This is a genomic window from Bacillus sp. SD075 (genome assembly GCF_017355165.1).
Lineage (GTDB): Bacteria > Bacillota > Bacilli > Bacillales > DSM-1321 > Peribacillus.
Window position 1 is genome coordinate 108,143 of record NZ_JADILK010000004.1, and the last position, 14,502, is coordinate 122,644.

The window sequence follows — 14,502 nt, forward strand, 5'->3', positions numbered from 1 at the left end:
AATTGCAGAATTTTGTTTAACTTAATGAAAAAAGAGGAAAAGTAATAGAGTTAAGAAATAAAAGGAGTGTGTAAACATGAGCCAAAACCAAATAAAAGAAAAAGTATTGAACATCATCCGTGATCATAAAATAGGAGTTTTATCTTCAGTTAAAAACAACAAACCATATTCACGCTATATGACATTTTTCAACGATGAATTAACTTTATACACACCAACTAGCGGAAAGACGGAAAAAATTGATGAAATTGAAAAGAATCCTAATGTTCATATCCTGATTGGCTATGATAATGAAGGGTTAGGCGATTCTTATCTGGAAATCTCAGGTACCTCGAAAATAAACGATTCCCAGGAACTGAAAGATAAATTATGGAATGAATCATTTGAAGATTGGTTCGAAGGGCCAAAAGATCCAAATTATTTATTCCTTCAGATTAAGCCGGAAAGCATCCGGTTGATGAACAACAATGGTGAACCTCCACAAGAATTATCATTATAAATCATTAGTTATCATTCACAGGTTAATGGACCAAATTCACTCTCACGAGTATTATGCTAAAACGCACGACTAGAATAAAAATATCGTAAAAAACCAGTAAAATCCCGCACTCAAATGATATGAGTGCGGGATTTTTTTACAATTACACCAATTCTGATTGGATGTAATGCAAAATCAGATTGGCAGTATGCCTTAATGAAGAGACATGTGTCCGCTCGAAAGCATGTGAAGCATCGATACCCGGTCCGATCAGACCATGCACCACATCATATCCTGCCCGGATTGCAGCGGAAGCATCCGATCCATAATATGGATAAATATCGACACGGTAGTCGACAGCATTTGCTTGGGCAAGTGAGACTAGATGCTGACGTAATTTATAATGATAAGGACCCGAGGAGTCTTTTGCACAAATGGAAACGCTGAATTCATCCGTCGATTGTCCATCACCGATCGCACCCATATCGACAGCTAGATATTCGACTGTTTTCTCAGGGATATTGGAATTACCGCCATAGCCAATTTCTTCATTGTTTGAAATCAGGAAATGGGTCGTATATGCCAATTTTATCTTTCCTGCGGAAATGAGGTCAATGATATGAAGGAGGATGCCAACGCTAGCTTTATCATCCAAATGCCTTGATTTCAAAAAGCCTGTATCCGTCACTTCCACTCTCGGTTCAAAGGAGACAAAATCTCCAACAGAAATGCCGATGGCCTCCGTTTCCTCTTTAGTTTTCACGACAGCATCTATCCGGACCTCCATTGTCTCATCATCACGCTTGGCATCCCCGGCGTTTTTATAAACGTGGACAGAGGTCTGATTGATTAAAATGGTCCCAGTGATAATTGCTCCGTCAGCTGTATGAATTTTACAATACTCCCCTTCCACTGAGTTCCAGCGAAAACCCCCAATCATCGTCAATTTAAGGCGTCCATTCGCCTTTATTTCCTTTACCATCGCTCCCAGAGTATCGACATGGGCAGTCAGCAAACGATGTTTGCCTTCATCTTCGCCTTTTAATGAAGCAAGCAATGCCCCTTTATTCGTAATCTTGTAAGGAACCTTCCTCTGCTCCATGAAATCGGCCGCGTAATTAATGGCTTGCTCTGTATAGCCGGAGGGGCTAGGTATGGACACCAATTCTTTTATGTAAGATACGATTTCCTTTTCTTCGATCACACTCATTTATATCTCTCCTTTCCTCTTTGTTCATTATATCTTTTCATGGCAACTTTTAACATTTTAAAAGACCGTCAAAAGACGGCCTATACATTCGAATTAACTTATATGTGCCAGGACAGGCAAGATGGCCATAATGAACATTGAAATGCCATATAACGCTAAATTCTCCATATTCACTTTTCTTTTCCACTTATCCCGCCATACTTTGTATCTGCTCATATCCTCGTTCCCCATAAAAAAACCTCCTTCATGATGAAAGTTCAACTTACTTCAACTGTCTTTGTTTGTTGGACATTTCCTTCATATATTCCAAGAAGGCAATTCTCTTTTCGTCTGGATAGGCTACAATGTCTGCAATGATTTCCTCTTCAAGAGGTTTCAGTAGACGGCCAACCGATTCAGTAAACAATATTTCTAACTCTCTCATTGTTTCATTAGGATTTCTCACTTCCATCAATATCACCCTTCCAATTACTTACTATTATCTATATAACCTTTATCCACTTCCTTGAAACTCAAAAAATCGACCGCCCTTAAAGGCAGCCGATTGGATTCATCCATTAATTATTTTGTTACACCGACATTATGCCACTGATATTGGCGAGCTGCAAGGTAATCATAGCCTGTAACGCGTTCATTCACTCCCGCCAATTGATAACGGAATAATGTCGGGATGACCGGAACCTCTTCATGGATCAATTCCTGCCACTCATTATACGTATCGATCCGATATTGATCATCGAAAGCCTCCTCTGAAATTCCTTTCGCAAGAAGCTCATCATTTTTATCATTCACCCAACGGGTATAGTTAAACTCTGCAGACCTGGACCATAAGCCTGACGGATCCGGATCGGAAGCGACACCCCATGCTGCTGAATAAACATCAACTTCGTCATTATCCTTTTTCAAAAGGTCGTAGAATGAATTGAACTCATGCAGCTTTCCATCCAGTAATTCGACGTCCAAGCCTACTTGTTCCCACTGTTGGATATAATACCTTGCTAGAGGCTCAGAAACATCGGAACCGCTCATGGAAGCAAAGTTGATCTTGAACTCCTTTCCTTCCGCATCTTCACGAATGCCATCCTTATTTGTATCGACAAATCCAGCCTCATCCAAGAGTTTTTTGGCTTTTTCAGGATCATATTCATATGGTTTTAGATCTTTGTTGTTATATTTAAAGTTCGGTGTAATGACCGAGTTGGCTGGGAAACGAAGGCCCTTGAACATCTTTTCGCCAACTTCTTCATTATTGATGGCATACGCCATCGCCTGACGAAGGCGTTTGTCTTCGAATTTTGGATTCTCATCCATAATATTTTCTTCCTTTTCCTTATCATAATGACCGAAATTGAAACCGATATAGGAATAAGCCAATTCCACTTTCCCCAATAATTCGACATTATCCAATTCCTTGGCCTGTTCATATTGTTCAGGCAGGACCTCTGCTACATCGAGGTCACCTTTTTCAAGTGACTTAACGACAACAGACGGATTCACGACTTTTAATGTGACACTGTCCAATTTAGGTGCACCGCGATAATAATCTTTATTCGCTTCGAATTCGACCGCTTCCCCTTGAACGATCTTCTTCACTTTGAATGGTCCAAAACCAATCGGGTTCTTGCGGATTTTATCCGAAGATTCCAACTCTGCAATCGGCACATCTTTTAGGTATTCTTTATGAAGTGGGTATGACCATAATCCGGTCGTGACGGAAGGGTTCGCTTTTTTGAAAGTGAAAGTGATTTTCTTGCCGTCCACTTTAATGCCTGAAATCTTATCCGCTTTCCCTTCATGATATTCTTCCATACCCTCGATTAAAGCCATTTGTTCATCATAGCGTACACCTTTGTAATCCTTGTTTCCAATGACAAGATATGCATATTCCAAATCGGCACCCGTCACAGGCTTTCCATCATGCCAATTTACATTATCCTTAATCGTCAGCGTGAACGTTTTATGATCGTCTGAAAGCTCATAGGAAGCGGCACCTTCATTCGTATATACATAGTTTTCATCTGTATCCAATAAATCTTCATCATCCAGGAATGTGATGATTTGGTGATCAGGTTCGCCTTGATAGAAAACTTTATTCAAGATTCCTTCAAACGGTGTGTTGGATACCAATCCATATGTCAGATGGCCGCCTTCAATCGGCTCTCCTTGATTTGTCGTCTTTGTCGGGAATTTAGAGGTATCGACCTGTTCGACATCTTTCCCTTTTTTCTCTTTCGTTGACGATTTTTCCGTATCATCCGAACATGCAGCAAGCAGTAGAGACGAAATGGCCAATGCACTTAATACCTTACTGTAGCTTTTGATTTTCATATCATACACTCCCCTTTTTTATCCTCTTCTTTGTCTTGCATCGGCAGCGCGTTTTAACGCTTGACCAACGAAATTTATACTCAGCATCAACACTAAAATCATGAGTGATGCGGGTACCCATATCCACCACTTATTTTCCAGAACATCTGGATTTCGAGCATAACTGATGAGCGTCCCTAAACTCGGTGTGCTCTCCGGAAGACCGAACCCTAAGAAAGTCAAACTGGATTCTAAGCCAATATTGCCAGCAAGGTTCAAAATGAAGTTAACGATAATCAATGAACTGACATTGGGCAGAAGCTGAAACAGGATGATTTTCCAATGTGGCGTCCCAAGTGTCTGTGAGGCGTGGATATAATCCAGCTCACGCTCTGACAAAGCCTTTGAACGAATCAGCCGTGCCTTTCCTGTCCATAAAAACATCGTCATGATTAAAATGAAAACATATACATTGAAGATCGGTACAATCGTGACTACAACGATGATGAACATCAATTGCGGTAAGGCAATCACGAAATCGATAACACGCATAATCACATTATCCGTTGCCCCGCCAAAGTAACCAGCCAGAAGCCCTAATGATAAACCGATGATCGCCGTGAATAATGTAATGAATAAACTGATCGTGAATGAATTTCTAGTACCTATTATCAGTTGTCCGAATACATCTCGGCCACCATAATCGGTTCCAAGCCAATAGTCTGAAGATGGCTCCATATAAATGGAGAGAAAATCGACCTTGGCTATTTCCTTGGCGTCCATGAAGAACGAAGCACCGTAAACAAAAAGCAATATGGCTGCTAATATAACCAATGAGCCCATGGCAAGTTTATCCTTTTTGATTTCCTGCCAGATGATTTTGATTCCTGAAGGGCTCATATCGTTAACTTGTATGTTCTTTCCTGTTTCTACTTTCATTTCCATACGCCTCACCCCGCTCCTATTCTATCCGTATCCGCGGATCGACCGCACTAAGTATGATGTCCGAAAGAAGAGTGCCAAGCAGAGTGGCAAATCCCGTCATCATGACGATGGCCGTGACAACACTGAAATCCCGCAGACTGACTGAACTAAGGAAAAGCTGCCCCAGTCCCGGATAACTGAAAATGGTCTCGATTATGACTGCGCCACCGATCAATCCAGTAATTTCATAACCTAAGAATGCCGCTATCGGTAAAAAGGAATTTCTCAGGATATGCCGTGAATATACTTTTGATTCAGGAACTCCCTTCGAACGCGCTGTCCTTACGAAATCCTTGATTTTATTATCGATGATTTCATTTCGCAAATATTGGATCGTACTTGTTGTTGTAATTAAAGCAGTACTTAAAGCTGGTAAAATCAAATGATTGATCTTGCTTACAACATAAGCGAATGTTCCTTCATCCACTTTTGAATCGACACTGCCACCGGACGGGAACCAATCCAGGGCAAACCCGAAAACGAATAACATGATTAAAGCAAAAATGAAAATCGGCGTGCCAAACCCTACATAGCTATAACCCGTAACGGTTTTATCCACCCAGGTATCGTTATACCTTCCGCTAAGTATGCCTAATGGAATAGCAAGCATATATGTAAAGATCAGCGTGACCAACGCCAGGAACACCGTGTTCCAAAGCCTGTCTTCGATAACATCCATAACGGGCGTCTTATGTGTATAGGAAATACCGAAATCCCCCTGCACTGCATTGGATGCCCACCTTATATATTGTTGGTACCAAGGGTCATTCAAACCCAGTTCTTCCCTGATCCTATCAAGCTCGGCCGGATTGGCCCTAGGGTTGATTTCCTGGCCTGACAATGCATCTCCAGGCATTGCTTTTGCCATCATGAAAACGATGATGCTCAATAAAAAGAGTTGCGGAATCATAACTAATAAACGTCTTAGGATAAACTTCCACATATTCCTTCGACCTCCTTATTGTAATGCGACTCTATGTGTCGATGAGATAGGCTTCAAATCGTAAGCACGTCCATTCTCATCGAAATATTTTGAGTAGGTCGACTCATATTCTGAGGTGAGTTTTTTTCTAAGCTGCACTTTATCTTCGCGAAATTCCGGCTCTAAATCCGGAATGGCGGCAATCAGGCGCTTCGTGTATATATGTTGTGGATTTTCATAGATTTCCTCGCTTTTGCCTTCCTCTACCAATCTACCGCGATACATAACGCCCATCCGGTCACACATATGCCGGATTACACCTAAATCATGCCCGACAAATAAATAAGTCAAATTGAACTCCTGTTGGAGATCCTGTAGAAAATTCAATACCTGTGCCTGAACGGAAACATCCAGTGCTGACACCGGTTCATCCGCAATGATCAGTTTGGGTTTCAATGTCAATGAGCGGGCAATCCCAATCCGCTGGCGCTGCCCCCCTGAAAATTCATGAGGATACTTGTAAATCGATTCCGGACTCAGTCCGACCTTGTCCAAGAAGTCCTGTACAATTTTCTTTTCCTCTGAAGGGGATAACCGCTCGAAGTTCCTAAGCGGTTCGGCAATGATGTCCAGCACTCTCTTCTTGGGATTCAATGATGAATACGGATCTTGAAAAATCATCTGGATATCTTTTCTGAAGGGTTTAATCTCTCTTCTACTTAAAGAGGCTAAATCCCTGCCTTCAAACAGGATTTGTCCGGATGTCACCTCATTCAGTTTGACCACTGCCTTGCCTGTCGTGGACTTGCCGCTTCCGGATTCCCCGACCAAACCATATGTTTCCCCTTGCTGCAACTCAAAGGAAACACCGTCCACAGCCTTTACGTGATCGACCACCCTTCGAAAAAAACCGCCCCTTATTGGAAAATGCACTTTTAAATTATCTATTTTGAGTAATGTCATGGGCCGATGCACCTCCTTCAGCTTGAAAATAAAACTCTTTATAGCAGGTACAGCGCACAAAATGATCGTTGCCCACTTCGTGAAGTCGGGGTGTCTCTTCATGCGCATGTTTAGGTATCCAAGGAATCCTATCTTGGAAGCGACATCCTATCCGTTTCATTTTCGCTATCGATGGAACGATTCCCTCGATGACATGCAAACGATTTTTCTCGTTTGCAGCCGAAGGAATCGAATTCAATAACGACCTGGTATATGGATGCAGCGGATTGTTGAATATAGCTTTAACACTTCCCGTTTCCACCACTTGACCTGCATACATGACAACGATCCTGTCAGCGACCTCTGCTACGACACTCAGATCATGTGTAATTAAGATGATGCCCATTTTTGTCCTGCTTTGGATATCTTTCAGCAGATCAAGTATTTGCGCTTGAATCGTAACATCCAGTGCCGTCGTGGGTTCATCGGCAATGACCAATGCCGGGTTGCAAGCAATGGCAATCGAGATCATTGCCCTTTGCCGCATTCCGCCCGAGAGTTCATGGGGATATTGCTTGTACGTCCGTTCAGGGTATGGAATTCCCACTTGAGTCAATAGTTCGATCGTCCTGTTCTTTTTTTCAGCACTGGAAAGTCCAGTATGATAATCAAGATTCTCCTCGATCTGTTTTCCAATGGTCATGAGCGGGTTCAGAGCCGATAAAGGTTCCTGGAATATCATACCCAATTCCTTGCCACGGACTTTATTCATTTGCACATCATTCAACTTTAGTAGATTTTGACCTTTATAATTGATGTTTCCTTCGGATTTCGTTCTCAGCTTATTATGTAATTGCATGATAGATAAGGCCAATGCGCTCTTTCCACAACCTGATTCTCCAACAACTGCTACAATTTCATTTTCATTCACCGTGAACGAAACATCATCCACTGCTGCATGATATTTGTTACCGATTCTAAATGAGGTAGTTAGGTTTTCTATTTGCAAAATAGCTTTCTTCATCCTTGCCCCCCCTAAATTATTTTATCGGGAAAATAATTAATCTTCTGATAATTATTTAAAATTTTAATCACTTTTTTACAATTATACAATAGTTTTTATAGAAAATAATCACATTTTTTTCATATTTTATAACTTTAGGAATAATTTTCTGCAATAAAAAAACGTTTCCTTTATAACTGTTATACAGTAAAGTTTTGAAGTCCGCTTAATTACGTAGAACAAATAATTTCACATTTATTATTTCGAGATAACTATTTAAACGTTCATACCCATTTTTTGACCTTGTCATTTTACGTACCGAAGAATGGTTCAGATTAAAGTATTTTAATATTTCGGAAAAATCAGTATATTCGCAAGGATATCATAAAAAAAGGGAATTTTTTCATATATATTTCAATATTTCTAAAAAAACACCTAATTTTCACTGAATGCACTGAAACCTTTTACCTTTTAAAACAGAGTCGAAGAAAAGGGTAGAAAATAAACGATGGAGTGATTGAATGTACTCACAAACTGTACAAACATATATGCCGTCCGTCATGCGGACGTTCGCTTTATCACTTTCCGTTTCCGTTTTAGGGATGGCTCTCGGCGCTCTTGTTCCGTCCCCCATGTTTCTTCCCCTAGCGATACTTAAGATCGTCATGCTGATTGGAGCATTCATATTACGGAGGAAAAAAGCCATCAGTTACACATTCTTGTATAGTTTCACGTTGATTTCTGGAATTACGACCTATCCAATCATCGCACACTACCTAGCCACTGCAGGGGCTAATGTGGTGATCCTGGCAGGTGTTACGACGACAGTCGTATTTGGAGGACTGGCGGTTTATGCCACAACCACCAAAAGGGACCTTTCTTTCTTGGGAGGAATGTTATTTGCGGCCTTATTAGCTTTAGTGGTCATTAGCATTTTCAACATTTTCTCTCCATTAAGCTCTACCGCCATGCTGGTCTTTTCATTTATTGGGATTTTGATTTTCAGTGGATATATTTTATATGATTTCAATAGAATGAAGCATTACGGGGTAACAACCAAAGAAGTACCGCTCATTGCCTTGAATCTATTTCTTGATTTCATTAACCTATTCATTAACATTTTGCGCTTCTTTGGTATTTTAGCAAGCGGTGACTATAAGCTAAACCATCAACCAACAATGTATCATAAGAAAGACGCTTGGACTTATCCAAGCGTCTTTTCACATATCTTCCTCACTGTGAAAATCCAATTTATGAAGGTACTGTTTTTCCCAAAACCCCTGGCAATGAATAAGAGACCAAATTACAATGAATTTGATCTCTACCATTAATAAGAACATCTGAAGGGATACTTATCTTATTTATATAATCCTGGATTTGATTGATCGGTCCATGGCAGTTTCACACCGAAAGTACTTGCAATGAACTGTGTTTCTTCCCTTCTTTTTTTCCTTATTTGGGCCCGTTGTTTTGCTGATTCATTTAAATTCATTTCCATCTCTGTTTCTGGAACCAAACGCGGAACCGGAATTGGTTTACCTTCTTCATTGATGGCAACAAATGTCAAGAAGGATATGACGCATAAATTCCGATCTCCTGTAACTAAATCCTCTGCAATCACCTTTACGATGATTTCCATTGATGTTCTGCCTGTATAAGTCACGAAGCTTTCAAGGCAAACTGCATTTCCTTCGTGAATAGGATGCAGGAAATCGACAGAATCAGTTGATGCAGTAACGACGTTGCTTCGCGCATGACGCATGGCTGATATAGCCGCTACATCATCAATGTATGCCATTAATTTGCCTCCGAACATCGTACCAATATTATTTGTATCCGGCGGGAGGACAAGGCTTGTTTTTATGACCAAAGAGTCCCGGCAATGTTTTATTTCTTCCATGGTGACTGCACTCCTTAATGTCTGACTTCTCACTAGTTCACTTTAACGAATTCTTACCTGTAAAGCAATTCACATGCTTATTTTCCTGCTTTTAGTCAAAATTATGCGGCTTATGATGAAGGCACCCACTTCACTGCCCTTTTGGCCGCTTGCCTTGTTGCAGCTCACGCAGACTCAAGCCAAATGTCATTTGTAAATGCGGATAATCCTTGAACCCTGCCCAATCCCCTCCCCAATCAAAACCTAACCCTTTAGCCATGGCTACGACTTCCATCCAATCCGACTTGCCATTATTGTTGCCATCATAACGCATATCCCAAATGGCCTCACCTTGTTTGTTAAGGAGGGCAAAATCTATGGCCAAACCGAAATTATGCAGGGACTCGCCTCCTCTTGCATTCGTCACGATGTTCCCCGAGCCTGTTCGGCCCTTTTCATAGAGTTCATTTTGCTCGGCTAAAGACCGGAACCCTGCCGTAATGATTACCGGGATGCCTTTGTCATTAGCCTGTTGAATGAGCTCGTCTTTTTTTTCGGCGACGATCGGATTCAGCTCGTCAGTCAGTTCGATTTCATCTAGATCCGGCGGAATCATATATTTGAACAAGAGCCCAAGCAACAATCCGAAAAAGCCCAATACCAAACATGTCCTTACCCAAGTGGCTTTCACTGAAAAATCCTTCCTTTACGAATAACTGTATGAAAGTGAAAAACTCAACCAAAAACGGATGAGTTTTTCTTCTATTATAACTTTGTTTTCAATTCTTCCATTTGCAATAAATGCCGTTTTTCATGTAGTCCCACGAACGTTATCCATTGCTTCAAGCTTAAATCTTTAAACAAAGGGTGTGGAAAAGACTTTTGTTCGAGATCCATTTCTTTTGCATCGTCAACGACCTGTACAAAAGCTTTTCGCGATTCGGACAATTTATCCTTAACTTCACTCAAAGTTTGGAATGATTCTGACGGAATGACAAATGGAGGGGCCAGGACCTTCACTTCACGATTTAATGTAAGCTCGATCGGTTTATCCACAGCAGGAAAGCTATCGTCGCTTTTCAATTTATCGGAAATGCTCTTTGTAATGGCCCTCTCCATCAAATATAAATGATCCAATACCTGGATGATGCTCCATCGTCCTGTTTCAGGATGGGCGTTCAGCTGTTCATCCGATAGTCCGTTGACTGCATGTAAAAGTTCTTCCCTGATTTTTTCATTTTCATTCATTTTTAGCATCTCCTCTTATAAGCCTCGCTAATCTCCTATAATTATTCCATGTCCTATAGGAAAGTGTAAAATAATTATACCTTTTGACAGAAACAAACCGATTAAAAGTTGTCTATTTTTTAAAAAGCTCTATGATAGTCATTAAGGTAAAATTCACCTAATTCAAATGACTTTCAAAGTTCATCAAGGACAGTCTAAATAGGAGTGATCGCTATGAGTGGAGGACATATTCCATTCAGCCACAAAGGCCGCAGTGCCATGCATGCAATGCCTTCAAAAGGAAGCATATGGTTGATGCTCAAACAAATGTTCAATCGGGTCCCATCCAAATGGAAGTTTTGCACTTTGGTTTTATGTATCATGCTTTTCATTTCATTGCTTGAGTTCTCCATCCCCCAGTTGACGCAGTTTACGATTGATAAAATCATTCCCGAAAAAAGATATGACTTGTTAATCTGGATTGGCGCAGGAATTCTTTGTGCTGCCATCTCATTGGCATTACTGAACTACTTTAACAGCTATATCGTTTCCAAGGTCGGTCAAACAGCTATTATGGATATACGGAATAGCATGTATGACCATATTCAATCACTGGATATGAAATTCTTTGATAAGAACCGTACTGGTGACTTAATGTCCCGGTTGACCAATGATGTCAATTTGCTGCAGCAGCTCGTCTCTTCGAGCATGCTTCAAGTCGTGACTGATGCGGTGACTTTCATTGCCGTGGCAGTATATATGCTTTTCATTAACTGGAAGATGACCATTGTCCTTCTTTTTACATTCCCTTTCATGTTCTATATCACAAGGGTATTCGGGAAACGCATCAGGATGTCATTTAGGTCTGTGCAAAGTTCAGCAGGAGATATCAGCAACCAGTTACAGGATTCCATTTCAGGAATGCGGCTCATTCAATCTTTTACAAATGAAGAATTCGAATCAAGGCAGTTTACGGAGCGTAATCAGGAAAATATGGTTGCAAACATTAAGTCCGTTCGGCTACGTTCCATGTTCGGTCCGATTATCGATTTATTGAACAATATCGGGCTTGTAGCAGTCATTGTGTTCGGGGCTTGGCAAGTGATGGAAGGTGAATTCACAATAGGATTAATCGTGGCCTTCCTCGCCTATTTGAGGTTACTGCAGAGTCCAGTTCGCAATTTCAGCCGGGTCATCAGCATTGTCCAGCAATCAGCGGCAGCCTTTGAAAGGATAACTGAAATATTGGAAACTAAACCTGAAATAATTGACAAGGGAAATGCCATTGAACTCCCTCCCATAAAAAAGCAAATTGAATTTCAATGCGTTAATTTCACTTATGATGAGAGTGTTCCTGTACTCATCAATCTAAACCTGACCATGAAAGCTGGTCAAGTAACCGCCCTGGTCGGCTCCTCTGGCGCAGGAAAATCGACCATCACGAGCCTTTTGATCCGACTTTATGATCCGCAAGGTGGCACAGTTATAATGGATGGTCATGATATTAAAGATGCGTCACTGAAATCACTACGGGAACAAATAGGAACTGTTTCCCAGGATATCATTTTATTCAACGGTTCCATCCGTGATAACATCGTATATGGCAAACTTGATGCTACAGATGATGAAATCATCGAATCCGCCAAAGCGGCAAATGCTCACGACTTTATCAGTGCTTTTCATGATGGTTATGATTCTCAAATCGGAGAGCGCGGAGTCAAGCTTTCAGGTGGACAAAAACAGCGCATCGCCATTGCTAGGGCACTTTTGAAAAATCCGCAAATCATCATTCTCGATGAAGCAACGGCGGCATTGGATACAGAATCCGAACATTTGATCCAGGAAGCATTGTCGCGTTTATTGATAAACCGCACTTCAATAGTCATTGCACATCGTTTATCCACCATTCAGGATGCCGATCAAATTATCGTTCTGGAAAAAGGTCAGGTTCATGAAAAAGGAACACATGAACAGTTACTGCAAAACAACGGCAGATACAAGCAGCTTCATGACTTGCAGTTCCCTCAACTAAAAGCCCTATCAAATTCCTAGCGACTTAGCAGGCAAAAATGCACAGGAAAGCTTTCCAGTGCATTTTTGCTTTCATTTGAAATCATAACTTTCCAAAACCCGATTAGCAATGAGCTGATACCCTTTTTCATTCGGATGTAACGTATCACTGAAATACTCTTTTTTCTTTTTACCTTCAAAAAGATCATTCGTAGGAATGTATAACATCCTTTTATCTTTATCCGCTATTTCCTTTATAGACTGGTTATAATCGCGAATGTGCTTTTCTAGTTTCTGATTGCCTTTAATTGGGTTATATAGCCCTACTACCAGAATATTCGCTTTACCGTTCGCCTCTATCAGCTTTGATGTAATTTTATTCAGATGGCTGATATACTCTCGTTTACCTTCATTGATTTTTCGATCACTTATTTTCTCCAAGTTCCCTCCGTTACTATTGATCAAGTCATTCGTTCCAATATAAACGATGAAAGTATCGGCTTCATCAAGTTTCGTTTTAATGCGGTAATCATCAAGCTGTTTCATCACCCCATCCGTTTCCTGGCCTTTTATACCGTAATTCCAAAAACTCACTTTTTGTTCCGATTCCGGATTATTCAATTCATCCTCCAGGCCTTCTATATAACCTTCCCCATCCTTATCCCCTTTTCCATATGTTAACGAATCTCCAAAAGCCATCACCCTTTGCACATCTTCCGACTCCGAAGCCTGAAATTCATATGCAGCAAAACATATAACTAGTACAATAATCAATGACCCTGCCAATTTTTTCATTTTGTTCTCCTCTTGTCTTTTTACTAGAAGTATTTAATCTTACATACCCAAAAATTCTACAGTCTTAACATACAAAAAAGAATTGTCAGATAAAGAGTAAAGAGTGTATGATAATATAAAACTTTCAATGGATTGGGTGTCATTCACCGTTCCTTAACAAAAAACGGGATTACCCTTCATTCTGGAGATTGAATAAATGATAGTTAGGAGTTTATATCATGGAAGAGCACATAGAGTTTAGAGAGGCAGAACTATCTGATCTGCCCAGAATTGTTGAAATATATAATTCGACAATTGCTTCAAGAATGGTCACTGCAGATACGGAACCTGTATCCGTCCAATCGAGGGTTAAATGGTTTGAGGAACATCATTCAGAAAGCCGACCGCTATATATCATTCTTATAGAAGGGAAAACGGCTGGATGGATGAGCTTTCAATCCTTCTATGGCCGACCGGCATATAATTCCACTGCTGAAATCAGCATTTATATTGATGATTATTTCCGGGGAAAAGGAATCGGACAAATTTCGATTCAAAAGGCAATTGAATTGAGTCCGAAATTAGGTATTAAGACTCTATTAGGTTTTATTTTCGCCCACAATAAACCAAGCCTTAAGCTTTTTTCCAAATTCGCTTTTGAAGAATGGGCACATTTACCTCAAGTTGCCGAGCTGGATGGCATTGAGCGGGATTTGATCATTCTTGGTAAACGTGTCGATATTTAATATAATTCTTTAGAGCTATT

The 14,502-nt window shown here is 40.6% G+C and carries 15 protein-coding genes and 1 pseudogene; 4 read left to right on the plus strand and 12 right to left on the minus strand.

The features are described 5' to 3' along the window. The first annotated feature begins 76 nt into the window (after positions 1-76). On the plus strand, positions 77-499 hold the full coding sequence (locus tag IOC57_RS05040; protein ID WP_207437683.1) for a pyridoxamine 5'-phosphate oxidase family protein: 423 nt from the start codon (positions 77-79) through the stop codon (positions 497-499). Between the two features lie 142 nt (positions 500-641). Here IOC57_RS05040 and IOC57_RS05045 read toward each other — a convergent pair whose 3' ends face one another. The 8 genes from IOC57_RS05045 to IOC57_RS05080 form a co-directional block, all read right to left on the minus strand. After that, entirely contained in the window at positions 642-1,682 is a 1,041-nt protein-coding gene (locus tag IOC57_RS05045) for a M42 family metallopeptidase (RefSeq protein ID WP_309487669.1), read from the minus strand. A gap of 99 nt (positions 1,683-1,781) precedes the next feature. Next, a complete protein-coding gene (locus tag IOC57_RS05050) occupies positions 1,782-1,919 on the minus strand; it encodes a hypothetical protein (RefSeq protein WP_207437685.1) in 138 nt (45 codons plus the stop codon). A gap of 31 nt (positions 1,920-1,950) precedes the next feature. After that, complete coding sequence (locus IOC57_RS05055) at positions 1,951-2,139, minus strand: hypothetical protein (RefSeq protein WP_207437686.1); 189 nt, start codon at positions 2,137-2,139, stop codon at positions 1,951-1,953. A 110-nt stretch (positions 2,140-2,249) separates the two neighbouring features. After that, complete coding sequence (gene opp4A / locus IOC57_RS05060) at positions 2,250-4,016, minus strand: oligopeptide ABC transporter substrate-binding protein (protein WP_207437687.1); 1,767 nt, start codon at positions 4,014-4,016, stop codon at positions 2,250-2,252. An 18-nt stretch (positions 4,017-4,034) separates the two neighbouring features. Next, the gene (locus IOC57_RS05065; protein ID WP_396020771.1) at positions 4,035-4,934 is read right to left on the minus strand and encodes an ABC transporter permease; all 900 of its coding nucleotides are present in this window, start codon (positions 4,932-4,934) and stop codon (positions 4,035-4,037) included. A 22-nt stretch (positions 4,935-4,956) separates the two neighbouring features. Then, positions 4,957-5,922 (minus strand): oligopeptide ABC transporter permease, encoded by a 966-nt coding sequence (opp4B, locus tag IOC57_RS05070; RefSeq protein ID WP_207437689.1) that lies wholly within the window; start codon positions 5,920-5,922, stop codon positions 4,957-4,959. Between the two features lie 15 nt (positions 5,923-5,937). Next, the gene (locus IOC57_RS05075; RefSeq protein ID WP_207437690.1) at positions 5,938-6,864 is read right to left on the minus strand and encodes an ABC transporter ATP-binding protein; all 927 of its coding nucleotides are present in this window, start codon (positions 6,862-6,864) and stop codon (positions 5,938-5,940) included. Beyond that, a complete protein-coding gene (locus IOC57_RS05080) occupies positions 6,842-7,867 on the minus strand; it encodes an ABC transporter ATP-binding protein (protein ID WP_207437691.1) in 1,026 nt (341 codons plus the stop codon). The genes IOC57_RS05075 and IOC57_RS05080 overlap by 23 nt, the downstream gene beginning before the upstream one ends. A 500-nt stretch (positions 7,868-8,367) precedes the next feature. Here IOC57_RS05080 and IOC57_RS05085 point away from each other — a divergent pair. Beyond that, a pseudogene (locus IOC57_RS05085) lies at positions 8,368-9,000 on the plus strand (Bax inhibitor-1/YccA family protein); the annotation flags it as partial. A 203-nt stretch (positions 9,001-9,203) separates the two neighbouring features. Here the strand turns inward: IOC57_RS05085 and IOC57_RS05090 are convergent. The 3 genes from IOC57_RS05090 to IOC57_RS05100 form a co-directional block, all read right to left on the minus strand. Then, positions 9,204-9,746, minus strand: a complete 543-nt coding sequence (locus tag IOC57_RS05090) for an acyl-CoA thioesterase (protein ID WP_207437693.1) — start codon at positions 9,744-9,746, stop codon at positions 9,204-9,206. A gap of 130 nt (positions 9,747-9,876) precedes the next feature. Beyond that, positions 9,877-10,416 (minus strand): M15 family metallopeptidase, encoded by a 540-nt coding sequence (locus tag IOC57_RS05095; RefSeq protein ID WP_396020766.1) that lies wholly within the window; start codon positions 10,414-10,416, stop codon positions 9,877-9,879. 74 nt (positions 10,417-10,490) lie between these two features. Further along, complete coding sequence (locus tag IOC57_RS05100) at positions 10,491-10,973, minus strand: DinB family protein (RefSeq protein WP_207437694.1); 483 nt, start codon at positions 10,971-10,973, stop codon at positions 10,491-10,493. 213 nt (positions 10,974-11,186) lie between these two features. Here IOC57_RS05100 and IOC57_RS05105 point away from each other — a divergent pair, with 213 nt between their 5' ends. Next, positions 11,187-13,004 carry an ABC transporter ATP-binding protein gene (locus IOC57_RS05105; RefSeq protein ID WP_286184543.1) on the plus strand — a complete coding sequence of 606 codons (1,818 nt, stop codon included), beginning with the start codon at positions 11,187-11,189 and terminating at the stop codon, positions 13,002-13,004. A 51-nt stretch (positions 13,005-13,055) separates the two neighbouring features. Here the strand turns inward: IOC57_RS05105 and IOC57_RS05110 are convergent, their stop codons facing one another. Next, entirely contained in the window at positions 13,056-13,757 is a 702-nt protein-coding gene (locus tag IOC57_RS05110; protein ID WP_207437695.1) for a DUF459 domain-containing protein, read from the minus strand. Positions 13,758-13,975: 218 nt separating this feature from the next. On the opposite strand from IOC57_RS05110, the gene IOC57_RS05115 reads away from it, so the two are divergent. Further along, positions 13,976-14,482, plus strand: a complete 507-nt coding sequence (locus IOC57_RS05115; RefSeq protein ID WP_207437696.1) for a GNAT family N-acetyltransferase — start codon at positions 13,976-13,978, stop codon at positions 14,480-14,482. Positions 14,483-14,502 lie beyond the last annotated feature (20 nt).